Below are 25,156 nucleotides of genomic sequence, written 5' to 3' on the forward strand. Positions count from 1 at the left end.
AAAACTGCTTGAACTGCGAAGGAGCGAGACTATAGCACAGAATTTTCGCTTGTCACGCCAGCATGACACTCATTTTGCAGAAAGATGATGATTTCCGGGGACGCACCCCGCATTTGCCATGGGAAAGTCATCGGTTCCGTGCTGCCTGCACTATATATAGAGAGGCGTCACTGTTTTCGCTCCATCCTGCTCCGGTGGCATCTTGCCTGCCGTCTCCCCCATGACGCCCTATATATATAGGGCGCCATGAGGGGAACCTCCACTCCACCGCGACGCCCGCCAGTCTCCATATGGACAACCCTCTATATATAGAAGGCCGGATAGGCACGGGGACGCATTCCACGCCTACAGCCGCAGCTCCGTCGTTTCCTTGATCTGCTGGAGCGCGAAGAAGGACCGCATGTCGACCACCGCGGGATGGCGCATGAGCGTGTCCATGGCGAATTTGGAGAAATGCGCCAGGTCGGCGACCTGGATGCGCAGCAGGTAGTCCATGTCGCCGGACATGGCGTAGCACTCGACCACCTCGGGCCAGAGCTGGACATCGCGGGCAAAGTCGCTCATGGGCGCATGGCTGGAGCCGCTGTGCTTGTTCAGGCGGATGTTGACGTAGGCCAGCAGGCCCAGCCCGACTTTCTCGGCGTCGATCAGCGCCACGTATTTCTTGATGAAGCCCTTCTCTTCCAGCCGCCGCACCCGGCGCAGGCAGGGGCTGGGCGACAGGGAAACGCGGTCGGCCAACTCCTGGTTGCTCAGGCGGCCGTCGCGCTGCAATTCGGCCAGAATCCTTATATCTGTCCTATCCAGCTCTATGTCAGACATTTTCAGCCCCATATTTTTTATCTTGGGCAATATTATTGCTCAAGCTTGCCGCTTCCGCGACATGTTTGCAATTGTCTGCCTGCCTTTCCTCCCTACAATCTTCATCCTAGACTTGAACGACAAGTCGCCTCTACAACGACTCAAGGGAGCAGACTCATGAGCAGCGCTTTCCAACCCTGGGACAACCCGATGGGCACCGCCGGGTTCGAATTCATCGAATATGCCGCGCCGGACCCCGCCGCGCTGCGCAAGGTGTTCGAACTGCTGGGCTTCAAGGCAATCGCCAAGCATCGCCACAAGGACGTGACGCTGTACCGCCAGGGCGGCGTGAATTTCCTGATCAACGCCGAACCCGATTCCTTCGCGCAGCGCTTCGCCCGCCTGCACGGCCCGTCGATCTGTGCGATCGGCTTTCGCGTGCAGGACGCGGCCGCCGCGTACAAGCGCGCGCTGGAACTGGGCGCGTGGGGTTTCGACTCGCACAGCGGCCCGATGGAACTGAACATCCCCGCCATCAAGGGCATCGGCGATTCGCTGATCTATCTGGTGGACCGCTGGACGGGCAAGGAAGGCCACGGCGGCATCGGCGACATCAGCATCTATGACGTCGACTTCGTGCCGGTGGATCCGCAGAACGCGCAGGCCGACCTGAACCACCGCGGCGCCGGGCTGACGCTGGTGGACCACCTGACGCACAACGTGCACAAGGGCCGCATGGCCGAGTGGTCGGAGTTCTACGAGCGCCTGTTCAACTTCCGCGAGGTGCGCTACTTCGACATCGAGGGCAAGGTGACGGGCGTGAAGTCCAAGGCCATGACCTCGCCTTGCGGCAACATCCGCATTCCCATCAACGAGGAAGGCACCGAGGAGAAGGGCCAGATCCAGGAATACCTGGACCTGTACCGCGGCGAGGGCATCCAGCACATCGCCATGGCCACCGAGGACATCTACGGCACGATCGAGGCGCTGCGCGCCAACGGCGTGGTGTTCCTGGATACTCCGGAAACCTACTACGAGCTGCTGGACCGCCGCCTGCCCAACCACGGCGAGGACGTGCCGCGCCTGCAGAAGAACCGCATCCTGCTGGACGGCGCCCCCGACGGCGGCCTGCTGCTGCAGATCTTCACCGAGAACCAGATCGGCCCGATCTTCTTCGAGATCATCCAGCGCAAGGGCAACGACGGTTTCGGCGAAGGCAATTTCAAGGCGCTGTTCGAGTCCATCGAACTGGACCAGATGCGCCGCGGCGTGGTGAAAGCCGTCGACTGACCGCTTCCCCCTCCAGCGCCGGTACCCATGTGCCCGGCGCTGGCCTTGAAACCTCGCCTTGCGCGAGGTTTTTTTTCGCCTGCCTTACTTCTTCAGGCGATCCTGGAACTGCTTGCGGAACTTGGCGACCTTGGGCGCGATCACGAACTGGCAATAGCCCTGCTCGGGATGCAGCGCGAAATAATCGCGATGGTAGTCCTCGGCCTGCCAGAACCGCGCGGGCGCCAACAGCTTGGTCACGATGGGCGCGTCGTAGACTTTCTGCGCCTCGACTTCGGCGATGACGGCTTCGGCCTGCTCGCGCTGGGTGTCGTTCTGCCAGAAGATGGCCGACTCGTACTGCGGGCCGATGTCGTTGCCCTGGCGGCCCGGAGTGGTCGGGTCGTGGGTGGCGAAGAACACGCGCAGCAGGTCGCTGTAGGACAGTTCGGCCGGATCGAATTCGACGCGAGCCACTTCGATGTGGCCGGTGTCCTTGCCGCAGACCTGTTCGTAGCTGGGGTTGTCGACGTGTCCGCCGCTGTAGCCGGGCAGCACGCTCTTGACGCCGCGCAGGTCGGTGAAGACCGCCTCGACGCACCAGAAACAGCCGCCGCCGAGAACGGCGACCTCATTGCCCGGGGAGGGTTGTTCTGCCATGACGATTCCTTTGCTGAAACTTTCCAGAGACGATACGACTACTTCTTGGCCGGCGCCAGCGTCAGGATCCATTCGGCCAACAGGCGGGCGTCTTCCGGACTGACATGGGTCTGCGCGGGCATCGGCACGGCGCCCCAGGCGCCGCGGCCGCCCCCGCGGATCTTGCCCGCCAGGTAGTCCACCATGGCGTCGCCCTGGCCGGCGTAGCGCTCGGCCACGCTGGACAGCGGCGGTCCGACGCGCTTGACGTCGACCTGGTGACAGGCCATGCAGGCCTTGCTCTTGGCCAGATCCAGGCCAGTGGTTTGCCCCTGGGCCGCGCCGGCGGCCAGCAGGCCGGCGGCGACCGCCAACAGACTACGTATCAAAAGCATCGGTTACCGCCCCACGGCTCGCGGTGCTGGCGAGCTTGCCGAACTTGGCAAGCACACCGCGTGTATAACGCGGCTTGGGCTGGACCCAGGCCTGGCGACGAGCCGCCATCTCTTCGTCGCTGATATTGAGCTGCAACAGCAGCTGGTGGGCATCGATGGTAACCGAATCTCCCTCCCGGATCAGCGCAATGGGCCCGCCCACGAAGGCCTCGGGCGCGACGTGGCCGACCACCATGCCCCAGGTGCCGCCGGAGAAGCGGCCATCGGTGATGAGGCCCACGGTTTCGCCCAGCCCCTGCCCGACCAGGGCCGAGGTCGGCGCCAGCATTTCACGCATGCCGGGTCCGCCCTTGGGGCCTTCGTAGCGGATCACCACCACGTCGCCGTCGCGGATCCGGCGCGCCATGATGGCGGTCATGGCGTCATCCTCGGAATCGAAGACCCGCGCCGGGCCGGTGATCACGGGGTTCTTCAGGCCGGTGATCTTGGCCACGCAGCCCTCGGGCGACAGATTGCCCTTGAGGATCGCCAGATGGCCCTGGGGATAGAGGGCGCGGTCCAGCGGCATGATGACGTCCTGGTCGGCGCGCGGCGTATCGGGCACGTCGGCCAACGATTGTGCGATCGTCTGACCGGTGATGGTGATGCAATCGCCATGCAGCAGCCCGGCGTTGAGCAGCAGCTTCATGACCTGCGGGATGCCGCCGGCGCGATGCAGGTCGGTCGCCACGTACTTGCCGGACGGCTTGAGGTCACAGAGCACCGGCACGCGCTGGCGGATGCGTTCGAAGTCGTCGATGGTCCAGGGCACTTCGGCGGCATGGGCGATGGCCAGGAAATGCAGCACTGCGTTGGTCGAGCCGCCCGTCGCCATGATGACGGATACGGCGTTCTCGATGGATTCGCGGGTGATGATGTCGCGCGGGCGCAGGCCGCGGCGGACGGCTTCGACCAATACCCGGGCGGATTCGGCCGCCGAGACGACTTTCTCGTCATCCTCGTTGGCCATGGTGCTGGAGTACGGCAGGCTCATGCCCATGGCCTCGAAGGCCGAGCTCATGGTGTTGGCTGTGTACATGCCGCCACAGGAACCCGAGCCGGGAATGGCGCACTTCTCGATCTGCTTGAAGTCGGCCTCTTCCATGCGGCCCATGGTGTATTCGCCGACTGCCTCGAACACCGAGACGATGGTCAGGTCCTTGCCCTTGTAGCGGCCCGGCTTGATGGTGCCGCCGTAGACGTAGATGCCCGGCACGTTCATGCGCGCCAGGGCGATCATGCCGCCCGGCATGTTCTTGTCGCAGCCCCCGATGACCACCACGCCGTCCATCCACTGGCCCTGCGCGGCGGTCTCGATACAGTCGGCGATGACTTCGCGCGACACCAGGGAGTACTTCATGCCCTCGGTGCCCATGGACATGCCATCGGAAATGGTGGGCGTGCCGAACACCTGCGGATTGGCCTTGGCGCCGCGGATGGCTTCGATGGCGGCATCGGCCAGGCGCTGCAGGCCGCTGTTGCACGGCGTGATGGTCGAATGGCCGTTGGCCACGCCGATCATGGGATTCTCGAAATCGGCTTCCTGGTAGCCCAGCGCGTAATACATGGCGCGATTGGGCGCGCGGGCGACGCCGTGCGTGATGTGGCGGGAACGTTCGTTGTGCGACATGGTCTGTTGTCTCCTGTCGGCCGTCAGGACGCGGACATGGCGGCCGCGCCCGGGAGGGTGCCAGTTCGCTCGCGGGCGAATCTCGGGATACACCGGCACGCAGGGGCGAAGCGCTTGCATGTCGATCTACCGCAGGGCTCGCCGGTTATTATCATTCAACTTCATTGTGTCGGGCGGAACATGCTGCAATATCCAAAATTCGACCCCATTGCCCTGCAGATCGGGCCCTTGGCCATCCATTGGTACGGGCTGATGTATCTGGCGGGCTTCGCCCTGGTGTACGTGCTGGGCCGGCGCCGCATCACCAGCGGCCACACCACGTCCCTGAACGTGCGTGACCTGGAAGACCTGATCTTCTACAGCGTGCTGGGGGTGGTGCTCGGCGGACGGCTGGGCTACGTGCTGTTCTACAAGCCCAGCTATTACCTGGCGCATCCGCTGGAAGTGGCCTACCTGTGGGAAGGCGGCATGTCGTTTCACGGCGGCCTGATCGGCGTGATCCTGGTGATGCTGCTGTTCGCCCGCAAGAAGCGCCTGCCTTTCTTCGCCGTCAGCGACTTCATCGCGCCGCTGATTCCGCTGGGACTGGGTTTCGGCCGCCTGGGCAACTTCATCAACGGCGAACTGTGGGGCCGCCCGACCGATGTGCCGTGGGCGATGATCTTCCCGAGCAGCGGCGACGGCGTTCCGCGCCATCCTTCCCAACTCTATGAGCTGGGCCTGGAGGGCATCGTGCTGTTCGCGCTGATGTGGTGGTTCTCGAGCAAGCCGCGCCCCCTGGGCCAGGTGAGCGCGGTATTCCTGATGGGCTACGGAACGTTCCGTTTCCTGGTGGAATTCACCCGCGAGCCGGACAACTTCCTGGGCCTGCTCGCGGGCGGGTTGAGCATGGGACAGTGGCTGTCCCTGCCGATGGTCGCCCTGGGCGCCATCATGTTCGCGCTTACTGCAAAACGATCGTCCCGTTGACCGAAATGCTGACCGTGACGTCTCCCGCTTCCAGGGGGACGTCCGCGCTGTAGCCGGCGCCGCCGGAGGCGTCCTTGGCCATGGCGCCCATCATGCGCGGCATCGGCGTGACGCCGCCGGCGCCGCCCAGTTCGAGCTTGCTCAGGCGATAGCCCGAAAAGCCGAAGGCGTTGGCCGCGGCCAGCGCGCGGTCCTTGAAGGCCTGCGCGGCTTCCTTGAGCAGCTTGCGTTCCTCGGCCTCGCGCACTTCGCGCGACAGCGAGAAGCTGATGTTGGAAATGGCGGTCTTGTCGGACAGCTTCGACGCCAGCGCGGCGGCCGCCGCAAAATCCTTCGATTCGAGAATGATCTCGCCCTGGCCGCGCCAGGTGGTGCTGGTCTTGCCCTTGCTGCTGCTGGTGGAATTGGGCCAGACATTGAAGCTGCCCGTGCGCACATCGACACCCTTGGTGTCACGCGCGCGCTTGGCCACGTCGTCCAGCATCTCGGTCAGCTTCTTGCCGGCGGTGGGCTGGTCCGCCGCTTCGGTCTCGGCCGACAGCGAAATGCGCACCGTGTCCTGCTTGACCTCGGAAGAAGCGGTGGCCTGCAGGGTCAGTTCCGGCGACCGGTTGGCGGCGGATTCCGCCGCGGCGGGGGCCGGCGTCGCCGGCGCCTGAGCGAAGACGGGCTGCGCCATCGACAGAGCGGCCACGGCCGCGCACGCCGCGCCAAGTTTGGTCAGCGAAAAAACGGGGGATTTCAACATGGACTGGTCCTATGAGGGAGGACGATGGGGGGGAGGCGCCCGGCGCGGACCTGCGCTCATGGCAGGTCCGCTGGGATAGATGCCCCGCCTGTGCCGTCAAGGCCGGCATCTCGAACCCTGAGGTTCAAGGTGGTCGCGTTCCGAAGAGCGTCGGGTTCGTCTACGAGAGACAATCACTCCAGCTCTGCACTCCCGCAACCAATATGCCATAAGACATAGGTTCAGAGAATGTATGGCCAGGTCACGGACACGGCAGGGACAAACTGAAAATACTGAAAAAACCTTGGTGAAAACCGCTGATGAACGTCAGAGCAGCTTTTCTTGCCCTGACAGGGCGTCGTCGAGGACTGCGTTCATGTCCTCGATTCTACGCTTGAAGTCGCCGACCGCCAAACCGCCCAGCGGACCATCCGGCGCTTTCATGGCGAGCAGTTCGCCAGCCACCTGCAGCGCGGCCATGACGGCGATGCGCTCGTTGCTGGAGACCTTGCCGGTGCCCTGGATGCGCAGCATGAGCTGGTCGACGTGGCGCACGGCGGCCAGCAGCGTGGGCTTTTCCTCGGCCGAGCAGGCCAGCGAGTAGTCGCGCCCGAGGATCGTTACATCTACGCGTTCCATCAGTGTTGCTCTCCGGACGGCGCACCCGGCAGACGGGCCAGGACGGCGTCGATGCGCTCGCGCGCCGCGGCGGCGGCCACGCGCAGGCGCTGTAGTTCGGTGTCGCGGCTTTGCAGGGTGCCCTGCATCTCGGTTTCCCGTGCCGTGAAACGCGCTTCGAGCGACTGGCGCTCGGCGGTTTCGCGAGCGAGCTGTTCGCGCAGGGCCACTTCGGCCTTCTGCGCCTGCTCCAGCATCGCGGTGACGGCGCCGTCATTGTCTTGCAGCTTGCCTTGCAGCGTGGCGATGTCGGCATCGCGCTCGGCGGCGCGCTGCTTGAGCACGCGCTGCTCGGCTTCGGTTTCGTTCAGGCGCATACGCAATGCGTCACGCTCGGCATGAAGTTGCCGGGTGCGTTGCACCAGTTGCCCGATGCGGGCGGCGAGTTGGTCTAGGTCTTGCAGCATGGGCGCTATCGTAAACCATCCAGGGGGGAATCGGGCCGCTTCACGCAAGGTGAGAAACACGGCAATATTCAGTAGGAAATGCAGGCGGCATTGCCGGCGGCGGGCAACATACCCGATCAGGCACAACTAGAAAAGTCCCTCGCGCCCGGCAAGCGGCAGGTCAAGCGGACCTGCTTTCGCATTTCTTTCTATAAACTTTCACTTAGCTTTCAAACAACCATCAATCTGCCCGCCCCGTTACATCTGGGGATCGGGAGTTCCCCAATTCTAGGGAAAACCCCAGGCTTTCACCTAGCTTACAGGGTTTGCATCGTCGCGGGCGTCCATTACCATTCGCCCTTTCAAGAAGCCGCGCCGAAGCTTTCAGAAGAACACCGGGCACCGCGACGTGCCTTTTTTGTGCCTGTCATCTGGCTTTCTCGCCAGCGCGGCAGACCACAAGCCTCTTTTTTATCTACATGCTGTAAACAGGAGCCAACCAATCATGCAGCTACGCAATCGACAGGACTTCTGGTCGGGGGTGATGTTCATCGCCCTTGGACTGGGATTCGCCTGGCAAGCCAGCAGCTACCAAATGGGTACTGCCGCCCGGATGGGCCCCGGGTATTTTCCTTTCTGGCTGGGCATCGTTCTCGCATTGCTGGGTGCCATCGTGCTGCTTGGCTCGATGTCGAAGAAGGCCCAGGAAACCCACGTCGACAAGTTCGACTGGCGCATCGTCCTGCTGGTGGTCGGATCCGTGGTCATCTACGGCCTGGTCCTGAAACTGCTGGGCATCTATATCTCGGTGTTCATTCTGGTTGTGATCAGCAGCCTGGCCAGCCACGAGTTCAGCCTCAAGGTCGCCGTCGCCAACGGCATCTTCCTGGTGGTGTTCTCGTATCTGGCATTCGTCAAGGGGCTGGGGCTGATTTTCCCGCTGTGGCCGTCGTTTCTGGGCATGAACTGAGGAGCAACCGGTCATGGAATTGTTTGACAACCTGATGTTGGGTTTCTCGGTGGCGTTCACGCCCGAGAACCTGTTGTACGCGCTGCTGGGCTGCGTCCTGGGTACGCTGATCGGCGTGCTGCCGGGTATCGGCCCGGTCCCGACCATCGCGATGCTGCTGCCGATCACGTACGTGCTGCCCCCGGTGGCCGGCCTGATCATGCTGGCCGGTATCTATTACGGCGCACAGTACGGTGGCTCGACCACGGCCATCCTGGTGGCGCTGCCAGGGGAAACGTCCGCGGTGGTGACCGTGCTGGACGGTCACCAGATGGCCCGCAACGGCCGTGCTGGCGCCGCGCTGGCGATCGCCGCCCTGGGTTCGTTCTTCGCTGGTTGCGTGGCCACGCTGCTGCTGGCCGCCTTCGCGCCCCCGCTGGCTGAAGTCGCCTTCAAGTTCGGCCCCGCCGAGTACTTCTCGCTGATGTGCCTGGGCCTGGTCGGCGCCGTGGTGCTGGCCTCGGGCTCGCTGCCCAAGGCGATCGCGATGATCATCCTGGGTCTGCTGCTGGGCATGGTCGGCACCGACGTCAACTCGGGCGTGGCCCGCTTCGACTTCGGCGTGCCGGAACTGCAGGACGGCATCGACTTCGCCATCGTGGCCATGGGCGTGTTCGGCTTCGCCGAAATCATGACCAACCTCGAGCAGAAGGAAAACCGCGTCGACATCACCGACAAGATCGGCTCGCTGTACCCGAACAAGCAGGAATTCAAGGAATCGTACCCCGCGGTCATCCGCGGCACGGCCCTGGGTTCCGCCCTGGGCATCCTGCCTGGCGGTGGCGCGGTGCTGTCGTCGTTCGCGTCGTACACGCTGGAAAAGAAGATCTCGAAGAATCCGGAACGCTTCGGCAAGGGCCACCCGGCCGGCCTGGCAGGCCCGGAATCGGCCAACAACGCCGCCGCCCAGACCTCGTTCATCCCGCTGCTGACCCTGGGTATCCCGGGCAACGCCGTGATGGCGCTGATGGTCGGCGCGATGACGATCCACAACATCCAGCCCGGCCCGCAAGTGATGACGAGCCACCCCGAGCTGTTCTGGGGCCTGATCGCCTCGATGTGGATCGGCAACCTGATGCTGGTGGTGCTGAACCTGCCGCTGATCGGCCTGTGGGTCAAGCTGCTCAAGGTGCCCTACCGCATCCTGTTCCCGGCGATCCTGGTGTTCTGCACCATCGGCGTGTACTCGCTCAACTACAACTCGTTCGACATCTTCACGACCGCCATGTTTGGCATCGTGGGCTATGTCTGGTCGAAGCTGAAGTGCGAAGGCGCGCCGCTGCTGCTGGGCCTGGTGCTCGGCCCCATGATGGAAGAGAACTTCCGTCGCGCCCTGCTGCTGTCGCGCGGCGACTTCAGCACCTTCGTGACGCGTCCGCTGTCGGCCTCGCTGCTGGCCGTGGCGGTGTTCCTGGTGATCCTGGTGGCCCTGCCGGCGATCCGCAAGAAGCGCGAAGAGACCTTCGTCGAAGAAGAATAAGGCTTTGCCCGCCGCCAGATGGCGGCGGTGCTCTCCGCCTTCCGAACCCCCGGCCCGCCGGGGGTTTTTCTTTGGGCGCACGATGGCGGTTCGCCGCGCTCCGCCCGGCATAAGCAACAAATCACTACTGTTCAATACAGGGTGTGCTCCAGGGCCGTGGCATCTACGTTAAGCTACGGGTTTACCCCCACGCGATGATTCGACATGAACTTCGACTGGAACAACCCCTATCCCACCACGCGCACGCCGGTCTTCGCCCGCAACGTCGTCGCCACCTCGCAGCCGCTGGCGGCGCAGGCGGGGCTGCGCATACTGGCCAACGGCGGCAATGCGGTGGACGCGGCGATCGCCGCGGCCGCCACGCTGACGCTGGTCGAGCCGGTCAGCAACGGCCTGGGATCGGATTGCTTCGCCATCGTCTGGGACGGCTCGAAACTGCACGGCCTGAACGCCTCGGGGCCGGCGCCGGCGGCCTGGAACCTGGACTACTTCCGCCGCAGGCACCAGGGCGCGATACCGACCCGCGGCTGGGACAGCGTCACGGTGCCGGGCTGCGTGGCCGGCTGGGCGGCGCTGCATGAAAAACTGGGCAAGCTGCCGTTCGCCGACGTGCTGGCCCCCGCGATCGACTATGCCGAGCGCGGCTTCGCCGTCAGCCCCATGGTGCAGCAGAAATGGGCGGCGCAGGCCGACGTGCTGCAGCCCCAACCCGGCTTTGCCGAACACTTCCTGCCACGCGGCCGGGCGCCGCACACCGGCGAGCATTTCGTGCTGAAGGCCGCCGCGGCCACGCTCAAGCGCATCGCCGCCAGCCGCGGCCGAGACTTCTACGAGGGCGAGACGGCCCACAAGCTGGTCGCCCATGCGCAGGCCCACGAGGCCGCCATGACGCTGGCCGACCTGCGCGACTACGCGCCGGAGTGGGTGACGCCGATCAGCCAGTCCTATCGCGGCCACACGCTGCACCAGATCCCGCCCAACGGCCAGGGCATCGCCGCCCTGATCGCGCTGGGCATCCTGCAGAACTTCGATCTGGCGGCCCGGCCGGTGGATCATCCGGACACCCAGCACCTGCTGATCGAGGCCATGAAGCTGGCCTTCGCCGACGTCTACGCGCATGTCGCCGACGGCCGCCACATGCGCCTGTCGCCCGAACAGATGCTGGCCCCCGGCTACCTTGCCGAGCGCGCTCGCCTGATCGACCCCAACGTGGCCCAGGCCTTCGCCTGCGGCCACGCGCCGCAGGGCGGCACGGTCTATCTGACGGCCGCCGACCGCAACGGCATGATGGTGAGCTTCATCCAGTCCAACTACATGGGCTTCGGCTCGGGCGTGGTGGTGCCGGGCACCGGCGTCAGCCTGCAGAACCGCGGCCACTGTTTCAGCACCCAGCCCGATCATCCCAACGTGGTGGCGGGCGGCAAGCGCCCCTTCCACACCATCATCCCGGGCTTCCTGATGCGCGACGGCGCGCCGGTCATGAGCTTTGGCGTGATGGGCGGCAACATGCAGCCGCAGGGCCAGGTGCAGACGCTGGTGCGCATGCTCGACTACGGCCAGCAGCCGCAGGCCGCCTGCGACGCGCCGCGCTGGAAATGGAATCAGGGACTGGCCATCGACATGGAGGCCTCGGTGCCCGCCGCGGTGGCGCAGGGCCTGCGCGCGCGCGGCCACGTGCTCGAGGGCATCGACGACCCCTATATGGACTTCGGCTCGGGCCAGTTCATCTGGCGCCTGGGCGACCCGGCTGTCGATGGCTACGTCAGCGCCAGCGACAGCCGCCGCGACGGACTCGCCGCCGGCTTTTGATTGCGTTAAGGTTACTGCCTCAGGTTTTCCTTTCCACAGCGGAGTCCCCTGCATGGCATCGATCGGTACCAAGAGCTACGACGCAGTCGTGGCCCAGAAAGTCGCATTCCTCGGATTGGGCGTGATGGGCCTGCCCATGGCCGGCCACCTGGCCCGCGCCGGGCACGACGTCACCGTCTACAACCGCACGCCGTCCAAGGCGCAGGCCTGGGCCAGCGAGTTCGGCGGCCACAGCGCGGTGACGCCGCGCGAGGCCGTGGCGGGCGCCCAGATCGTGTTCGCCTGCGTCGGCAACGACGATGACCTGCGCAGTGTCACCCTCGGGCCGGATGGCGCGTTCGCCGGCATGGCGCCGGGCGCGGTGTTCGTGGACCACACCACCGCATCGGCCGACGTGGCGCGCGAACTCTACGCGCAAGCCAAGGACCTGGGCCTGAACTTCATCGACGCGCCGGTATCCGGCGGCCAGGCGGGCGCCGTCAACGGCGTGCTGACCATCATGTGCGGCGGCGAGCAGGCGGTGTTCGACGCCATCAAGCCGGTGGCGCAGGCATTCGGCCGCGCGGTGACGCGTGTGGGCCCGCCGGGAGCCGGCCAGCTGGCCAAGATGGTCAACCAGATCTGTATCGCCGGCATCGTGCAGGGCCTGTCGGAAGCCGTGGCGTTCGGCCAGGCCGCCGACCTGGACATGAAGCTGGTGCTGGACGTCATCAGCAAGGGGGCCGCGCAGAGCTGGCAGATGGAGAACCGCGGCGGCACCATGGTCGACGACAAGTTCGACTTCGGCTTCGCGGTCGACTGGATGCGCAAGGACCTGGGCCTGGTGCTGGCCGAGGCGCGCCACAATGGCGCCCGCCTGCCGCTGACGGCGCTGGTGGACCAGTTCTACGGCGACGTGCAGAAGCTGGGCGGCGGCCGCTGGGACACGTCCAGCCTGATCAAGCGGCTGCGCGACTGACGCGCCGCCACCCAGAAAAAAGCGGACCCTCGGGTCCGCTTTTTTACGTCAGGCCGCCTGCAGCGCGGCTTGCGGCCGGCCCAGGTCCAGCGCGTCGATGCGCTGGCGCGCGAGCGACACGCCTTCGAGCGCGGCGACTTCGCCCATCGCCATGCCTTCGGCGGCGATGAAGGTCACTTCGTTCATGCCCAGGAACGCCAGCATCTGACGCAGATACGGCGTCATCGTGTCGGCGGGCGTGCCTTCGGCCTTGCCGCCGCGCGCCGTCAGCACGAACACCTGCTTACCCTTCACCAGACCCTCGGGCACGCCTTCCGGCGTATAACGGAACGTGACGCCGGCGCGGGCGACATGATCCAGATAGGTCTTGAACTGCGCCGGCAGGTTGAAGTTGTAGACCGGCACGGCGAACACGATACGGTCGGCCTGCATCAACTCGGCCACCAGGGCATCGCTGCGTTCGACGATGCGCTGCTGCTCGACGCTGCGGGCGTCGGCCGGCGTGAACAGGGCGCCGGCGGTCGCGCCATCGAAGTACGGCAGCGGCTGGGCGCCGATATCGCGAATGGTGACGACGGCGGCCGGATCGGCCTGCTTGACGCGGGCGACCAGGTGGTCGGCCAGTTGCTTGCTGTGCGAGCGCTCGCCCAGAATCGAGGACAGGATGACAAGGGTCTTCATAACGTGATCTCCAGTGCGGACCGCGAAAAGCGCGTGTCCTGAGTGCATGACGTCACTGTAGATCGCTTAATTGTTCACATAAACCCATGTATGATGAACTATTCGTTCCAGACATAGAACAATCATGCAAGACCTAAACGACCTCTATTACTTTTCCCAAGTCGTCGAACAAGGCGGCTTCAGCGCCGCCGCGCGCGCGCTGGATATCCCCAAATCGCGCCTGTCGCGCCGTATTTCGCACCTGGAGGAAAGCCTGGGGGTCCGGCTCCTGCAACGCACCACCCGCCGCCTGCGGCTGACGGCGGCCGGCGAGCGCTACCTGCACTATTGCCGCGAAATGGCCGCCTCGGCCCGCGCGGCCGACGACGCCATGCGCCAGTTGCAGTCCCAGCCCGCCGGGCCGGTGGTGGTCAGTTGCCCGGTATCGATCGCGCAGGACGTGCTGGCGCCGCTGCTGCCGGAATTCCTGGACGCCTGGCCGGCGATCTCGGTGCAGTTGCTGGTGACCAACCGCCGGGTCGACCTGATCCGCGAGGGCGTGGACCTGGCCCTGCGCGTGCGGACCAAGCTGGATACCGATGCCGAACTGGTGGTGCGCCACCTGGGCACGGCACGCGGCACGCTGGTGGCCAGCCCCGGCTACCTGCAGCGTCACGGCGCGCCCGACACCCCGCAGGACCTGGCCTCGCACACCACGCTGAGTTTCAGCGATCCGCAGAACGAGGTGCGCTGGCCGCTGCGCAACGACAAGGGCGAGGAAGTGCATATCGAGCTGAAGCCGCAGCTGTCTTGCAATGACTTCATCGTGCTGGTGGAGGCCGCCGTGCGCGGCCGCGGCATCGCGCTGCTGCCATCGATCGCGACCCAGGAGGAACTGCGCCGCGGCCAGCTGGTGCCGGTGCTGCCGCAGTGGCAATCGCCCGAAGGCATCGTCCACTGCATCTACCCGTCGCGCCGCGGCATGATGCCGGCCGTGCGCACGCTGCTCGACTTCCTGTCGGAGCGCCTGCCTCCCACCTATCAGCGGCTGGAAAAGCAAGGCGCCGCCGCGCCCGTCGCTCAATAGCCGCGCGAGCGCTCGACCACGCCGGTGATCGGCTCGCCGCGCATCAGCTGGGCGACCTTGGCGGCGATCTGCGCGATGCTCTCGTCGCGCAGGGTGCGGGCGGCGATGTGCGGCGTGACGTGCACGCGCGGATCACGCCAGAACGGATGATCCTGCGGCAGCGGCTCGGTATGGAAGACATCCAGCGTGGCGCCGGCGATCTCGCCTTCTTCGAGCATCTGCACCAGGTCTTCCTCGACCAGGTGTTCGCCGCGGCCGACGTTGACCAGATGCGCCTCGGGCAGCAACTGGCCGAGCGTGTCGCGGTTGAGGATGCCGCGGGTGTCGGGCGTCAGCGGCAGCACGTTCACCAGGAACCGGGTGCGCGCCAGGAAGGCTGGCAGGGCCTCCTGGCCGGAGAACGACTCGACACCGGTAATCTCGCGCGGGGTGCGCGACCAGCCCGCCACCGGATAACCGAACTCGGCCAGCGTCTGCGCCACGCGCGCGCCGACCTGCCCCAGGCCCAGCACGCCCACCGGCCAGTCGGCCTGGCGCGTGCCTTCGCGCGTGTCCCAGTGCTGGCGCGCCTGCGACTGGTCGAACGCCTCGAAGTCGCGCGACACGCGCAGCAAGGCGTAGAGCGCGTACTCGGCCATCTGCACCGACATGCCGGCGTCTTCCAGGCGGACGATGCGCACGTGCGGCGGAATCTCTTTCATCTTGAGCAAGGCGTCCACGCCCGCGCCGAGGTTGAACAGCGTCTCGATGCGGGTCTCGTGCTGGAACAGTTCCACCGGCGGCTTCCACACCAGCGCGACCTCGGCGCCGGAGGGCGGGCCATCGGGATTCCAGACGGAAATGCGACAGCCGGGCATGGCGGCTTCCAGGCGCGGGACCCAGACGTCGGGGTCGTGCAGAGGGCAGGCAAAGAGGATGTGCATGGCGGAAATCCGGACGGGCTCGGGAAACCGCAAGCATGGGGGAAGATGGGCCGTAAATCAAACGGCCCGGCATGAAGCCGGGCCGTTTTCAGAGCGGGTGACGCGCGCGGAGATCAGGCCGTCTGCGTGACCTGCGGCTTGTTCTTGTTCTTGCCGCGGCGCAGGAAGGCCCACACCTGCAGCAGGATCAGCAACGCGCTGGCGCCGATGAACCAGGCGCTGATCGGGCGTTGCACGAACACCGCCAGGTCACCGCGCGACAACAGCAGCGCGCGGCGGAAGTTCTCTTCGACCATGGGGCCCAGCACGAAGCCGAGCAGGATCGGCGCGACCGAGAATTCGAGCGTCATCAGGATGGCGCCGATCACACCGAAGGCCAGCACTTCCCAGATCTGGAAGAGGCTGTTCTGGGTGCTGAACACGCCCACCGCGATGAAGAACAACGCCGACGGGAACAGGTAGCGGTAAGGCACCTGCAGCAGCTTGACCCAGACGCCGATCAGCGGCACGTTGAGCACCATCAGCAGCACGTTGCCGACCCAGAAGCTGGCGATCAGGCCCCAGAAGATGTCCGGATGCTCGGTGATCAGCTGCGGGCCGGGCTGGATGCCCTGGATCAGCAGCGCGCCCAGGATCAGCGCCATCACCGCGTCGCCGGGGATGCCCAGGCTCATGGTCGGAATGAAGTCGACCTGCGTCTTGGAGTGCGACGACGCTTCGGGCGAGGCCACGCCGGCGATCATGCCGGTGCCGAACTTCTCGGGCGTCTTGGAGATCTTGCGTTCCAGCGCGTAGGCCACGAAGGTGGTGATGGTCGGACCGGTGCCAGGCATGGCGCCGAACAGCGTGCCGACGGCGGTGCCGCGCACCATGGGCCAGAAGGCCGTCTTCAGTTCCTGCTTGCTGGGACGCATGTCGCGCAGGCGCAGCTTGGCGCCGCTGCCGATGATGGTCATGCGGTTGACGCTCATCAGGAAGTCGGCCACGCCGAACAGGCCCATCGAGATCGCCACCAGTTCCAGGCCGTCGGACAGGTCGAGCAGGCCGAACGAGAAGCGGATGGTGCCGGTGTTCACGTCGGTGCCGACCACGCCGCACATCAGGCCGAACAGCGTCATGGCCACGCCTTTCAGCGGCGAACCGCGCGACATGGTGGCGCCGGCCAGCAGGCCCAGCAGCATGATCGAGAAGATCTCGGTCGGGCCGAACTTGAAGGCGACTTCGACCAGCAGCGGCGAGGCGAAGATCATGACGATGATGCCGACCGAGGCCGCGAAGAACGAGCAGATCATCGTGATGCCGAGCGCCGTCCCCCCCTTGCCCTGTTTGGTCAGTGGGTACCCGTCAAGACATGTCACCGCGTGCGGCGGATGCGAAGGCAGGTTGAGCAGGATCGCGCCGATGGCGCCGCCGTACTGCGAGCCGTAGAAGATGCCGGCCAGCATCAGGATGGCGGGCACCGGCTGCATCACGTAGGTCAGCGGCAGCAGGATCGAGATGGCCGACAGCGCGCCCATGCCGGGCAACACGCCGATGAGGTTGCCCACCAGCACGCCGAAGAACGACCACATCAGGTTGTGGAGCTGGAACGCGACGCCGAAGCCGTACCAGAGGTCGGTCAAAGATTGAGAAATCATGGCGTATCAACCCCAGCGAAACAGCGGCAGCTGCAGTTGCAGCGCCCACCAGAAAACCACCACCGCGATCACGGACATGCCGAGCGACAGCACGAACGCCTGCTTGACCGTGTTCTTGCGGTCACCCAGGGCGGAGATGAAGACAATGGCGAAGGTCGCGGGCAGCAGGCCGCCATAGTGGCCCAGCAGCAGGAACGCGAGCGTGCCCAGCAGGATGCAGGCGCTGCCACGGAAATCCGGCAGGCCATGCGCGTGGCCGTCGCCCGGCGCCGGCGGCGTGGCATCGCCGGAGCGCGCCGAGATGGCGATCAGGATCCCCGTCAATGCGAGCAGGCCGCCCAATGCCGCGGGGAAGAACCCGGGGCCCATGTGGCTGAGCGTTCCAATGTGATAGTCCGTACCACCGTAGATCGCCCCCAATCCGATAAGGACCATCAGCGCGCCGCCGTAATAGTCCTTTCTATTAATTGTTTTTTGCACTTCCATCCTCCTGAAGCAGGGCCGTGCGGGCCCCTGGGATGCCGCCCGGAACGAGCGCCACCCGGCCTTTTCAACAACAGGCCGGTTCGCAGGTTAAGGAAGGAACCTGCTAATCCGCTTTCTATGCGCTGTCGAGTCCCTGAATCCAGGGGTTATCCCTGATGGAAATTCGCAGGCTGCGCTATGAAGGCTAGGGAGAAAGAATGAAAGCTTCGGCGATTACTGGTCGCCGGTGAAGGCGACATCGGCGGGTCGGGGGTACTGCGACACGGTCGTGGCCAGGGGCAGCCACACGACGGACGCCAGGCCCACCCCGCCCTGCGCGTTGGGTTCGCCGTCGCGCAGCTCGATGTCGCCATCGTTGCGGCGGGCGTAGGCCCGCGCGATCGCCAGCCCCAGGCCGGAACCGGAAGACGTGACCGGCTTGTCGGTGCCGACCCGCTCGAAACGGGCGAAGGCGCGCGCGCGCAGGTCGGGATCGAGCCCCGGGCCATTGTCGGAGACGGAGACTTCGGCGCGATCGCCGGCCCGGCTGACCGAGACCGTGATGCGGGCGCCCGCGGGCGCGTAGTGGATGGCGTTGTGCACCAGGTTGGACAAGGCCTCGTGCAGTTCGGCTTCGTTGCCGGAGACCGGCACGTCGATCTCTTGGCCCTGCTCGCTGGTGGCCTGCACCCAGCCCAGGTCCTGCTGTTTCTCGTGCGCCAGCGGCAGGTACTGCAACACCACTTCGCGCGAGACGGCGTTCAGGTCGAGCAACTGGCGCGGCACCTGGTCGGCCTGGTTGGCATGCGCCAGCGACAGCAACTGCTCGGTCAGGCGGCGGGTGCGGCCCAACTGGGCGACGATGGCGCGCAAGCCTTCCTGGGCGCGCGCCGGGTCGCGCTCGCGCAGGGCGTACTGGGCCTGGGTCAGCATGATGGCCAGCGGCGTGCGCAGCTGGTGCGAGGCGTCGGCCAGAAAGTGCGATTGCTCGTCCAGCACGCGGCGGTAGCGGGCGATGTGGTGGTTGACGGCGTCGACCAGCGGCGCCACTTCGCTCGGCACGCGCGAGGCGTCGAGCGGGGTCAGGTCCTCGGGCCGGCGGTTGCGAATGTCGGCGCGCAGCCGCCGCAGCGGCTTCAGGGCCCAGGACACGCCCCACCAGACCAGCAGCACGACCAGCGCCAGCATGCGGGCGTCGCGCAGGATTTCCTGGCGGCGGGCGTTGTCTTCGGCCTCGATGCGCTTGCCCGTGCTTTCGGCCACCAGCACCAGCACCTGACGGTGGGCGCCCTGGTAGTACAGGTCGCGCACCAGCGACACCACCCGCACCGGGTCGTTGCGGTAGACCCCGTCGTAGAACACCGGCAGGCCATTGGAGCGCGGCCAGGTGGGCGGCCGCGGCAGTTCGGGCATCCCCAACAGGGTCTTGCCCTGCTCGGCCGGCACCGGCGACTCATCCGGCAGGGGCGGGTCGATCTGCTCGATGCGGAAATACTTGCGCAGCCCGGCGCGCGATTCCAGCATGACCTGGGCGTACAGCGGCGTGGCCACTTGCAGCGAGCCGTCGGGCGCGAACTCCAGGCTGCTCTCGAGCACGCGGGCGGGCTCGACCAGGGCGCTGTCGTAGGCCTCGTTGGTGATCTCGGACAGGGTGCGGTAGTCGTTCAGGCTGTCGATGACCAGCAGCGCCACCACGCCGGGCAGCAGCAGGATGATCAGCAGCGCGCGGATGCCGACCCGCGGCAACCCTGGGATCCGGAGGCTCACGAGGGGGTCAGGAGTCGGCGGCTTCGCTGGCCACGCTTTCCAGCATGTAGCCCAGGCCGCGCACGGTCACGATGCGCACGTCGCTGCCGGCCAGCTTCTTGCGCAGGCGGTGCAGCACCACCTCGATGGCGTCGGGGTTGGCTTCGCTGTCGTGGGTGAAGACCTTGCCGAACAGCTGCGACTTGTCCACCGGATAGCCGCTGCGCGTCAGCAGCGCGGCCAGGGCGGCGTGCTCGCGCGGGGTCAGGAACAGCAGGGAGCCGTCGAGCGTGAAGGCGCGGCTTTCGCTGTCGTAGGACAGCGAGCCGCATTGCAGGCGCGGGTGCTGGCGGCCGCGGCTGCGGCGCACCAGCGCAGTCAGGCGCGCTTCCAGCTCTTCGAGGGCGAACGGCTTGGTCAGGAAATCGTCTGCGCCCAGGTTCAGGCCGCGCACGCGGTCCTGCAAGGCGCCCTGGGCGGTCAGCAGCAGCACCGGGGTGCGGTCGTCGCGGTTGCGCATTTCGCGCAGCACCACCAGGCCATGCTTGTCGGGCAGGCGCAGGTCCATGACGATGGCGTCGTACTCGGTGCCCGCCATGAACGCTTCGGCCGTGCGGGCGTCGGCCGCGTGATCCGGCACGAACCCGCTCTGCGCGAGCGCGCGCATCAGCCAGGACGCCATGTCCCGTTCATCTTCAACCAATAATATGCGCATGACCGTCCGTTCCTTCGGGCAAGTTCTCTGCCGCCCGCTGCCCATGCACGCGCTGACGCAGGTAGCGGGTTTCGTGGTGACGCCGAAAGAGGATTGCCGACAACTCGTTCAACGCCTGGGTATAGACGTCCCGCTTGAACTCGATCACGGCATCCAGCGGCACCCAGTACTGGCTCCAGCGCCAGGCGTCGAATTCCGGATGCTGCGTCGCGCGCAGGCAAACGTCGCTGTCACGTCCCACCAGGCGCAACAAGAACCAAATCTGCTTTTGTCCTTTATAGTGGCCACGCCACTCACGCCGGACGAAGTGATCGGGCACGTTATAACGTAACCAATCGCGTGTACGCCCCAAAATACGGACATGCTCGGGCTTCAGGCCCACCTCTTCATGGAGCTCGCGATACATGGCCTGCACCGGGCTTTCGCCGTACTTGATGCCGCCCTGCGGGAACTGCCAGGCATGTTCCCTGATACGCTTGCCCCAAAAGACCTCGTTTCTGCTATTGACGAGAATGATGCCGACATTGGGGCGGTAGCCTTCGCGGTCAAGCATGGGCCACCCCCACCGAATTCAATACAATTACAGTCGATTATACGTATCTGCTGCCACCTTTAAACATGCGCGCATCCAACTACCACATCAACACCCTCAAAGAAGCCCCCTCCGAAGCGGAAGTCGCCAGCCACCAGCTCATGACCCGGGCCGGGATGATCCGCAAGCTGGCGGGCGGCATCTACACCTACATGCCCCTCGGCCTCAAGGTCATCCGCAAGGTCGAGGCCATCATCCGCGAGGAAATGAACGCCTCGGGCGCCATCGAACTGCTGATGCCGGTGGTCCAGCCGGCCGAGCTCTGGATGGAATCCGGCCGCTGGGAACAGTACGGCGCGGAACTGCTGCGCATCAAGGACCGGCACCAGCGCGATTTCGTGCTGCAGCCGACCTCGGAAGAGGTGATCACCGACATCGCCCGCAACGAGATCCACAGCTACCGCCAGTTGCCGGTCAACTTCTATCACATCCAGACCAAGTTCCGGGACGAGCGCCGTCCCCGCTTCGGCCTGATGCGCGGCCGTGAATTCACCATGAAGGACGCCTACTCCTTCGACCGCGACGAAGCCGGCGCCCAGAAGAGCTACGACACCATGTACGCTGCGTACATGCGCATTTTCGGCCGCCTGGGCCTGGAATTCCGCGCGGTGGCGGCCGATACCGGCTCCATCGGCGGCACCCGCAGCCATGAATTCCAGGTGATCGCCGACACCGGCGAAGACCTGCTGGTCTACAACGCCGACTCCGAGTACGCCGCCAACATCGAGCTGGCCGAGGCCCCCGGCCTGTACCCCGCTCGCGGCGCGGCCACCCAGGCGATGGCCGACGTGGCCACGCCCGGCGCCGCCAAGTGCGAGGACGTGGCCCGCCTGCTGGGCCTGCCGCTGGAGCAGACGGTCAAGTCGATCGTGCTGGCCACCGACGGCGACAAGGGCAAGGTCGACGTCTGGCTGCTGCTGCTGCGCGGCGACCACGAACTCAACGAAATCAAGGCCGCCAAGCTGCCGGGCCTGGCGGGCTTCCGCTTCGCCACCGAGACCGAGATCGTCGAGCACTTCGGCTGCAAGCCGGGCTACCTGGGCCCGGTCCGCACCGTGCGCCCGGTGCACGTCATCGCCGACCGCACCGTGGCCAACATGGCCGACTTCGTCTGCGGCGCCAACCGCGAGGATTTCCACATCCAGGGCGTGAACTGGGGCCGTGACCTGCCCGAGCCCGAGCTGGTGGCCGACCTGCGCAACGTGGTCGCCGGCGACCCCTCGCCGGACGGCAAGGGCACGCTGTCGATCCAGCGCGGCATCGAAGTGGGACACGTTTTTTACCTGGGTAAAAAATACTCGGAAGCCCTCAAGGCCACCTTCCTGGACGAGACCGGCAAGCCGGCCGTGCTGGAAATGGGCTGCTACGGCATCGGCGTGACCCGCATCGTCGGCGCCGCCATCGAACAGAACCACGACGCCCGCGGCATCATCTGGCCGCGCGCCCTGGCGCCGTTCGAAGTGGTGATCTGCCCGGTCGGCTGGGGCAAAAGCGAAACCGTGCGTAACACCTCCCTGAAGCTGTACGAATCGCTGCTGGCGCGCGGCGTGGACGTCATCCTGGACGACCGCGATGCCCGCCCCGGCGTGATGTTTGCCGAGTGGGAATTGATCGGCGCGCCGCTCCGTGTAACAGTTGGAGAACGCGGCCTGAACGACGGTGTGGTGGAATTGCAGGCCCGTCGGGAAACCGAAGCGGCCAAGATTCCGGTAGAGTCCGCGCTTGAAGCCGTGCTGACGAAACTCGACACGCTGTAAACCCTAAAGTAACCACGGACTTTTCGCGTCCCGACCCGCATCATCGAAGCCCGCATCGTGACCGATCCGAAGTCCGCCGAATCCCGCCTGCAGGTCCGCGTCTACTATGAAGACACGGACGCGGGCGGGGTGGTTTTCTACGCCAACTACCTGAAATTCCTGGAACGCGCCCGCACCGAGTGGCTGCGCGACCTGGGAGTCAACCAATCCGGCCTGGCCGCCAGCGAGCAGCGCCTGTTCGTTGTCCGCTCGCTGGACATGTCCTACCGCAAGCCGGCCAGACTGGACGATTTGCTTACCATACGCAGCCGGGTCACACGACTGGGCCGCGCTTCGATACACTTCGCGCAGCGCGCAGAACGAGACGGGGAACTGCTTGCCGAAGGCAATATCCAAGTCTGCTGCGTCGATGCCGTCAACATGCGGCCGGTGGAACTGCCGGCCGACGTCCGCGCCAAACTGGAATCAATTCAGGAATAACCATGCAAGCCACCAACGACATGTCGTTGCTTTCGTTGATTTCGCACGCCAGCGTGCCGGTTCAGCTGATCATGCTGATGCTCCTGGGCATCTCGATCATGTCCTGGACCTACATCTTCGCCAAGCGGCTGGCCATCAAGCGCGCCCATGCCCAGACCCGCCGCTTCGAGGATGACTTCTGGTCCGGCGGCGACCTGTCGATGCTGCAGCAGGCCGTGGCCTCGCGCCGCGACGAGCAAGGCGCCCTGGCCCGCATCTTCGACGCCGGCATGACCGAATTCCTGAAGGCCCGCCGCGGCAACGCCAGCACTGACGCCACCGCCCTGCTCGACGGCCCGCGCCGCGCCATGCGCGCCGCCTACCAGCGCGAGATGGACTCGCTGGAATCGCACCTGAACTTCCTGGCCTCGGCCGGCTCGGTCTCGCCCTACATCGGCCTGCTCGGCACGGTCTGGGGCATCATGCACGCCTTCATCGGCCTGTCGAACATGCAGCAGGCCACGCTGGCTTCGGTGGCCCCCGGTATCGCCGAGGCGCTGATCGCCACCGCCATCGGCCTGTTCGCCGCCATCCCCGCGGTGGTCGCCTACAACCGCTTCACCAACGACATCGACCGCATCTCGATCCGTTTCGACAGCTTCGTCGATGAATTCCTGAACATTCTGCAACGGCAGGTGCGCTAATGCCCTCGGTAAGCTCGCGCGGCAGGTCCGGCCGCCGCATGAAGGCCGACATCAACGTGGTGCCCTACATCGACGTGATGCTGGTGCTGCTGGTCATCTTCATGGTGACCGCGCCGCTGATCACGCCGGGCCTGATCCAGCTGCCCTCGGTGGGCGCGGCATCCGACGTTCCGGTCAAGCCGCTGGAAGTCCAGATTTCGGAAGACGGCAAGATCGCGCTGCGCATGCGCGAACCCGGCGCCACCATGCAGGACATCGCCCGTCCCGAACTGGTGGCGCAAGTGCGCTCGCGCATCACCGCGGAAACCCCGGTGGTGATCGCGGCCGACGGCAAGGTGCCCTACGAGACGGTCGTGAAGGTCATGGACGAGCTGCGTACCAATGGCATCACCCGCCTGGGCCTGCTGGTGGACCAGTCCGCCGGCGGCAACCAGCCCGCCCCCGCGAAAAAACGCTAACGCGACGCCTTCCGCCGGCGCCGCCGGCCTGCAACGCTCATGACGCCACCCATCATTCGACACCACAGCGGCCCCCCGGCCACGCCGCCCAACAACGACAACCGGATCGCCCTGATCCTGGCGTTGCTGGTGCACGCGCTGCTGCTGGCCGTATTGATCTTCAACCTGAACTGGCGCACCGAAGCCCCGGGTCCGGTGGAAGTGCAGCTGTGGGCCGACGGCAATTCGCCCGTCTCGCCCCCACCGCAACCCCAGCCCGAACCGCCCAAGCCCCAGCCCAAGCCGCAACCCCAGCCCGAACCCGAGCCGGAGAAGAAGCCCGAGCCGCCTCCGCCGCCGCCCAAGCCGGATCCGCAAGTCCAGCCCAAGCCTGACGAAGTGGATCCGGAAATCGCGCTGCAGGAAGCCAAGAAAAAGAAAGAGCAGGAAGAGCAGGCCCGCCAGGCCGCCGAGGCGGCCAAGGAAAAGGCGCGCCTGGAGGAAGAGCGCAAGCAGGCCGAGCTGAAGGAAAAGAAGCGCCTGGAACAGGAACGCCAGGCCGCTGAAAAGGCGGCCGCCGACAAGGCCGCCGCGGAAAAAGCCGCGGCCGACAAGGCTGCCGCCGAGAAGAAGGCCAAGGAAGACGCCGCCAAGAAGGCGGCGGCGGAGAAAGCCGCCGCTGACAAGGCGGCAGCGGACAAGGCGGCCGCCGAGAAAGCCGCGGCTGACAAGGCCGCCGCCGAAAAGGCCGCTGCCGAGAAGAAGGCCAAGGAAGAAGCCGCCAAGAAGGCCGCGGCCGACAAGGCCCTGAAGGACGCGTTCCGCAACGACGCCCTCGGCGCTGCCGGCATCCCCGGCGGCACCGCCGACCGCAACCAGGCCGGCGGCGGCCGCGACAGCGGCTACGGCGCCAAGGTGCGCGCCTGCGTGCAGCCCGGCGTGGCCTACCCGCCGCCGCCGCGCAGCGGCTCGGACAATCCGACCGCCCAATACCGGGTACAGTTAGGTTCTGACGGGAAGGTTAACGGCGTCACGCTGACCAGCTCTTCCGGCAACCCGGGCTTCGACCGCGCGGTCGAGACCGGCATCCGCCGTTGCAACCCCTTCCCCAAGCCCTCGACCGGCCGCTACGAGCCCATCATTGACGTTGTGTACAGAATGTATGATTGACAGGAGATTGCTGAT

Annotated in this window: 26 protein-coding genes and 1 other RNA gene; 12 read left to right on the forward strand and 15 right to left on the reverse strand. The window is 65.8% G+C overall.

The window, feature by feature from the left end; all coding sequences use genetic code 11:
• Positions 1 to 345 precede the first annotated feature (345 nt).
• Positions 346 to 822 (reverse strand): Lrp/AsnC family transcriptional regulator, encoded by a 477-nt coding sequence (locus AOZ53_RS23530; protein WP_006392938.1) that lies wholly within the window; start codon positions 820 to 822, stop codon positions 346 to 348.
• A gap of 156 nt (positions 823 to 978) precedes the next feature.
• Between AOZ53_RS23530 and hppD the strand changes: the two genes are divergently transcribed.
• The gene (gene hppD / locus AOZ53_RS23535; protein WP_054432676.1) at positions 979 to 2,091 is read left to right on the forward strand and encodes a 4-hydroxyphenylpyruvate dioxygenase; all 1,113 of its coding nucleotides are present in this window, start codon (positions 979 to 981) and stop codon (positions 2,089 to 2,091) included.
• A gap of 84 nt (positions 2,092 to 2,175) precedes the next feature.
• Here hppD and msrA read toward each other — a convergent pair whose 3' ends face one another.
• Genes msrA through ilvD form a run of 3 tightly spaced genes read right to left on the reverse strand, consistent with a single transcriptional unit; the run spans position 2,176 to position 4,773 of the window.
• Positions 2,176 to 2,730: a peptide-methionine (S)-S-oxide reductase MsrA gene (gene msrA, locus AOZ53_RS23540; protein WP_054432677.1), complete on the reverse strand. Its 555-nt coding sequence runs from the start codon at positions 2,728 to 2,730 to the stop codon at positions 2,176 to 2,178.
• 38 nt (positions 2,731 to 2,768) lie between these two features.
• A complete protein-coding gene (locus AOZ53_RS23545; RefSeq protein WP_054489590.1) occupies positions 2,769 to 3,104 on the reverse strand; it encodes a c-type cytochrome in 336 nt (111 codons plus the stop codon).
• Positions 3,088 to 4,773: a dihydroxy-acid dehydratase gene (gene ilvD / locus AOZ53_RS23550; protein WP_054432679.1), complete on the reverse strand. Its 1,686-nt coding sequence runs from the start codon at positions 4,771 to 4,773 to the stop codon at positions 3,088 to 3,090. Before ilvD ends, AOZ53_RS23545 begins: the two co-directional genes overlap by 17 nt.
• 180 nt (positions 4,774 to 4,953) lie before the next feature.
• Here ilvD and lgt point away from each other — a divergent pair, with 180 nt between their 5' ends.
• Positions 4,954 to 5,742, forward strand: a complete 789-nt coding sequence (gene lgt, locus AOZ53_RS23555) for a prolipoprotein diacylglyceryl transferase (RefSeq protein WP_054432680.1) — start codon at positions 4,954 to 4,956, stop codon at positions 5,740 to 5,742.
• On the opposite strand, the gene AOZ53_RS23560 is transcribed toward lgt, so the two are convergent.
• The 4 genes from AOZ53_RS23560 to AOZ53_RS23570 form a co-directional block, all read right to left on the reverse strand.
• Positions 5,717 to 6,490, reverse strand: a complete 774-nt coding sequence (locus AOZ53_RS23560) for an SIMPL domain-containing protein (RefSeq protein ID WP_054476652.1) — start codon at positions 6,488 to 6,490, stop codon at positions 5,717 to 5,719. The two genes, lgt and AOZ53_RS23560, sit on opposite strands and share 26 nt — an antisense overlap.
• Before the next feature lie 77 nt (positions 6,491 to 6,567).
• Positions 6,568 to 6,752, reverse strand: a non-coding RNA gene (gene ssrS / locus AOZ53_RS33725) — 6S RNA.
• Between the two features lie 44 nt (positions 6,753 to 6,796).
• Positions 6,797 to 7,108: a cell division protein ZapA gene (locus AOZ53_RS23565; RefSeq protein WP_006388757.1), complete on the reverse strand. Its 312-nt coding sequence runs from the start codon at positions 7,106 to 7,108 to the stop codon at positions 6,797 to 6,799.
• Positions 7,108 to 7,638, reverse strand: coding sequence for a hypothetical protein (locus AOZ53_RS23570; protein ID WP_180180074.1), 531 nt, complete (start codon positions 7,636 to 7,638; stop codon positions 7,108 to 7,110). Before AOZ53_RS23570 ends, AOZ53_RS23565 begins: the two co-directional genes overlap by 1 nt.
• 400 nt (positions 7,639 to 8,038) lie before the next feature.
• On the opposite strand from AOZ53_RS23570, the gene AOZ53_RS23575 reads away from it, so the two are divergent.
• From AOZ53_RS23575 to AOZ53_RS23590, 4 genes are all read left to right on the forward strand, one after another.
• A complete protein-coding gene (locus AOZ53_RS23575) occupies positions 8,039 to 8,503 on the forward strand; it encodes a tripartite tricarboxylate transporter TctB family protein (RefSeq protein ID WP_054432682.1) in 465 nt (154 codons plus the stop codon).
• Between the two features lie 13 nt (positions 8,504 to 8,516).
• The gene (locus tag AOZ53_RS23580) at positions 8,517 to 10,022 is read left to right on the forward strand and encodes a tripartite tricarboxylate transporter permease (RefSeq protein ID WP_054432683.1); all 1,506 of its coding nucleotides are present in this window, start codon (positions 8,517 to 8,519) and stop codon (positions 10,020 to 10,022) included.
• Positions 10,023 to 10,226: 204 nt separating this feature from the next.
• Positions 10,227 to 11,831, forward strand: coding sequence for a gamma-glutamyltransferase family protein (locus AOZ53_RS23585; RefSeq protein ID WP_054432684.1), 1,605 nt, complete (start codon positions 10,227 to 10,229; stop codon positions 11,829 to 11,831).
• A gap of 52 nt (positions 11,832 to 11,883) precedes the next feature.
• The gene (locus AOZ53_RS23590) at positions 11,884 to 12,789 is read left to right on the forward strand and encodes an NAD(P)-dependent oxidoreductase (RefSeq protein WP_054432685.1); all 906 of its coding nucleotides are present in this window, start codon (positions 11,884 to 11,886) and stop codon (positions 12,787 to 12,789) included.
• Between the two features lie 48 nt (positions 12,790 to 12,837).
• Here AOZ53_RS23590 and AOZ53_RS23595 read toward each other — a convergent pair whose 3' ends face one another.
• Positions 12,838 to 13,470 (reverse strand): FMN-dependent NADH-azoreductase, encoded by a 633-nt coding sequence (locus AOZ53_RS23595; protein ID WP_054476650.1) that lies wholly within the window; start codon positions 13,468 to 13,470, stop codon positions 12,838 to 12,840.
• A 124-nt stretch (positions 13,471 to 13,594) separates the two neighbouring features.
• Here AOZ53_RS23595 and AOZ53_RS23600 point away from each other — a divergent pair, with 124 nt between their 5' ends.
• Positions 13,595 to 14,536 (forward strand): LysR family transcriptional regulator, encoded by a 942-nt coding sequence (locus AOZ53_RS23600; RefSeq protein ID WP_054432687.1) that lies wholly within the window; start codon positions 13,595 to 13,597, stop codon positions 14,534 to 14,536.
• Here AOZ53_RS23600 and AOZ53_RS23605 read toward each other — a convergent pair.
• The 6 genes from AOZ53_RS23605 to AOZ53_RS23630 all read right to left on the reverse strand — a co-directional run bounded on the left by AOZ53_RS23605 (position 14,530) and on the right by AOZ53_RS23630 (position 20,575).
• Complete coding sequence (locus tag AOZ53_RS23605; RefSeq protein ID WP_054432688.1) at positions 14,530 to 15,459, reverse strand: 2-hydroxyacid dehydrogenase; 930 nt, start codon at positions 15,457 to 15,459, stop codon at positions 14,530 to 14,532. The genes AOZ53_RS23600 and AOZ53_RS23605 overlap by 7 nt on opposite strands.
• Before the next feature lie 113 nt (positions 15,460 to 15,572).
• Positions 15,573 to 17,096: a tripartite tricarboxylate transporter permease gene (locus AOZ53_RS23610; protein ID WP_054432689.1), complete on the reverse strand. Its 1,524-nt coding sequence runs from the start codon at positions 17,094 to 17,096 to the stop codon at positions 15,573 to 15,575.
• 6 nt (positions 17,097 to 17,102) lie between these two features.
• Positions 17,103 to 17,582 carry a tripartite tricarboxylate transporter TctB family protein gene (locus AOZ53_RS23615; protein ID WP_035359983.1) on the reverse strand — a complete coding sequence of 160 codons (480 nt, stop codon included), beginning with the start codon at positions 17,580 to 17,582 and terminating at the stop codon, positions 17,103 to 17,105.
• A 213-nt stretch (positions 17,583 to 17,795) separates the two neighbouring features.
• The gene (locus tag AOZ53_RS23620) at positions 17,796 to 19,328 is read right to left on the reverse strand and encodes a sensor histidine kinase (RefSeq protein WP_231690672.1); all 1,533 of its coding nucleotides are present in this window, start codon (positions 19,326 to 19,328) and stop codon (positions 17,796 to 17,798) included.
• 7 nt (positions 19,329 to 19,335) lie between these two features.
• On the reverse strand, positions 19,336 to 20,022 hold the full coding sequence (locus AOZ53_RS23625; RefSeq protein ID WP_020925157.1) for a response regulator: 687 nt from the start codon (positions 20,020 to 20,022) through the stop codon (positions 19,336 to 19,338).
• On the reverse strand, positions 20,003 to 20,575 hold the full coding sequence (locus AOZ53_RS23630; protein WP_006392918.1) for an RNA pyrophosphohydrolase: 573 nt from the start codon (positions 20,573 to 20,575) through the stop codon (positions 20,003 to 20,005). The genes AOZ53_RS23625 and AOZ53_RS23630 overlap by 20 nt, the downstream gene beginning before the upstream one ends.
• Positions 20,576 to 20,640: 65 nt before the next feature.
• Here AOZ53_RS23630 and AOZ53_RS23635 point away from each other — a divergent pair, with 65 nt between their 5' ends.
• Genes AOZ53_RS23635 through tolA form a run of 5 tightly spaced genes read left to right on the forward strand, consistent with a single transcriptional unit; the run spans position 20,641 to position 25,141 of the window.
• Positions 20,641 to 22,371, forward strand: coding sequence for a proline--tRNA ligase (locus AOZ53_RS23635; RefSeq protein ID WP_054489595.1), 1,731 nt, complete (start codon positions 20,641 to 20,643; stop codon positions 22,369 to 22,371).
• A gap of 57 nt (positions 22,372 to 22,428) precedes the next feature.
• On the forward strand, positions 22,429 to 22,851 hold the full coding sequence (ybgC, locus tag AOZ53_RS23640) for a tol-pal system-associated acyl-CoA thioesterase (RefSeq protein ID WP_054432692.1): 423 nt from the start codon (positions 22,429 to 22,431) through the stop codon (positions 22,849 to 22,851).
• A gap of 2 nt (positions 22,852 to 22,853) precedes the next feature.
• A complete protein-coding gene (gene tolQ, locus AOZ53_RS23645; protein WP_054432693.1) occupies positions 22,854 to 23,534 on the forward strand; it encodes a protein TolQ in 681 nt (226 codons plus the stop codon).
• Complete coding sequence (locus AOZ53_RS23650; protein WP_006388741.1) at positions 23,534 to 23,992, forward strand: ExbD/TolR family protein; 459 nt, start codon at positions 23,534 to 23,536, stop codon at positions 23,990 to 23,992. The genes tolQ and AOZ53_RS23650 overlap by 1 nt, the downstream gene beginning before the upstream one ends.
• 39 nt (positions 23,993 to 24,031) lie before the next feature.
• Positions 24,032 to 25,141, forward strand: coding sequence for a cell envelope integrity protein TolA (gene tolA / locus AOZ53_RS23655; RefSeq protein WP_054432694.1), 1,110 nt, complete (start codon positions 24,032 to 24,034; stop codon positions 25,139 to 25,141).
• Positions 25,142 to 25,156: the final 15 nt, after the last annotated feature.

The organism is Achromobacter sp. 2789STDY5608621, assembly GCF_001299375.1.
In the GTDB taxonomy this organism is placed as follows: domain Bacteria; phylum Pseudomonadota; class Gammaproteobacteria; order Burkholderiales; family Burkholderiaceae_B; genus Achromobacter; species Achromobacter insuavis.

What these genes read in the sequence shown, in the direction of transcription:
- AOZ53_RS23590 (WP_054432685.1), top strand. Translation starts at nt 11,884, where the DNA reads ATGGCATCGATCGGTACCAAGAGCTACGACGCAGTCGTGGCCCAGAAA.
- AOZ53_RS23560 (WP_054476652.1), bottom strand. Translation starts at nt 6,490, where the DNA reads ATGTTGAAATCCCCCGTTTTTTCGCTGACCAAACTTGGCGCGGCGTGC.
- AOZ53_RS23625 (WP_020925157.1), bottom strand. Translation starts at nt 20,022, where the DNA reads ATGCGCATATTATTGGTTGAAGATGAACGGGACATGGCGTCCTGGCTG.
- msrA (WP_054432677.1), bottom strand. Translation starts at nt 2,730, where the DNA reads ATGGCAGAACAACCCTCCCCGGGCAATGAGGTCGCCGTTCTCGGCGGC.
- lgt (WP_054432680.1), top strand. Translation starts at nt 4,954, where the DNA reads ATGCTGCAATATCCAAAATTCGACCCCATTGCCCTGCAGATCGGGCCC.
- AOZ53_RS23585 (WP_054432684.1), top strand. Translation starts at nt 10,227, where the DNA reads ATGAACTTCGACTGGAACAACCCCTATCCCACCACGCGCACGCCGGTC.
- AOZ53_RS23630 (WP_006392918.1), bottom strand. Translation starts at nt 20,575, where the DNA reads ATGCTTGACCGCGAAGGCTACCGCCCCAATGTCGGCATCATTCTCGTC.
- AOZ53_RS23610 (WP_054432689.1), bottom strand. Translation starts at nt 17,096, where the DNA reads ATGATTTCTCAATCTTTGACCGACCTCTGGTACGGCTTCGGCGTCGCG.
- AOZ53_RS23635 (WP_054489595.1), top strand. Translation starts at nt 20,641, where the DNA reads ATGCGCGCATCCAACTACCACATCAACACCCTCAAAGAAGCCCCCTCC.
- hppD (WP_054432676.1), top strand. Translation starts at nt 979, where the DNA reads ATGAGCAGCGCTTTCCAACCCTGGGACAACCCGATGGGCACCGCCGGG.
- AOZ53_RS23545 (WP_054489590.1), bottom strand. Translation starts at nt 3,104, where the DNA reads ATGCTTTTGATACGTAGTCTGTTGGCGGTCGCCGCCGGCCTGCTGGCC.
- AOZ53_RS23565 (WP_006388757.1), bottom strand. Translation starts at nt 7,108, where the DNA reads ATGGAACGCGTAGATGTAACGATCCTCGGGCGCGACTACTCGCTGGCC.
- AOZ53_RS23650 (WP_006388741.1), top strand. Translation starts at nt 23,534, where the DNA reads ATGCCCTCGGTAAGCTCGCGCGGCAGGTCCGGCCGCCGCATGAAGGCC.
- AOZ53_RS23530 (WP_006392938.1), bottom strand. Translation starts at nt 822, where the DNA reads ATGTCTGACATAGAGCTGGATAGGACAGATATAAGGATTCTGGCCGAA.
- AOZ53_RS23575 (WP_054432682.1), top strand. Translation starts at nt 8,039, where the DNA reads ATGCAGCTACGCAATCGACAGGACTTCTGGTCGGGGGTGATGTTCATC.
- AOZ53_RS23595 (WP_054476650.1), bottom strand. Translation starts at nt 13,470, where the DNA reads ATGAAGACCCTTGTCATCCTGTCCTCGATTCTGGGCGAGCGCTCGCAC.
- tolQ (WP_054432693.1), top strand. Translation starts at nt 22,854, where the DNA reads ATGCAAGCCACCAACGACATGTCGTTGCTTTCGTTGATTTCGCACGCC.
- AOZ53_RS23615 (WP_035359983.1), bottom strand. Translation starts at nt 17,582, where the DNA reads ATGGAAGTGCAAAAAACAATTAATAGAAAGGACTATTACGGCGGCGCG.
- ilvD (WP_054432679.1), bottom strand. Translation starts at nt 4,773, where the DNA reads ATGTCGCACAACGAACGTTCCCGCCACATCACGCACGGCGTCGCCCGC.
- tolA (WP_054432694.1), top strand. Translation starts at nt 24,032, where the DNA reads ATGACGCCACCCATCATTCGACACCACAGCGGCCCCCCGGCCACGCCG.
- AOZ53_RS23600 (WP_054432687.1), top strand. Translation starts at nt 13,595, where the DNA reads ATGCAAGACCTAAACGACCTCTATTACTTTTCCCAAGTCGTCGAACAA.
- AOZ53_RS23580 (WP_054432683.1), top strand. Translation starts at nt 8,517, where the DNA reads ATGGAATTGTTTGACAACCTGATGTTGGGTTTCTCGGTGGCGTTCACG.
- AOZ53_RS23605 (WP_054432688.1), bottom strand. Translation starts at nt 15,459, where the DNA reads ATGCACATCCTCTTTGCCTGCCCTCTGCACGACCCCGACGTCTGGGTC.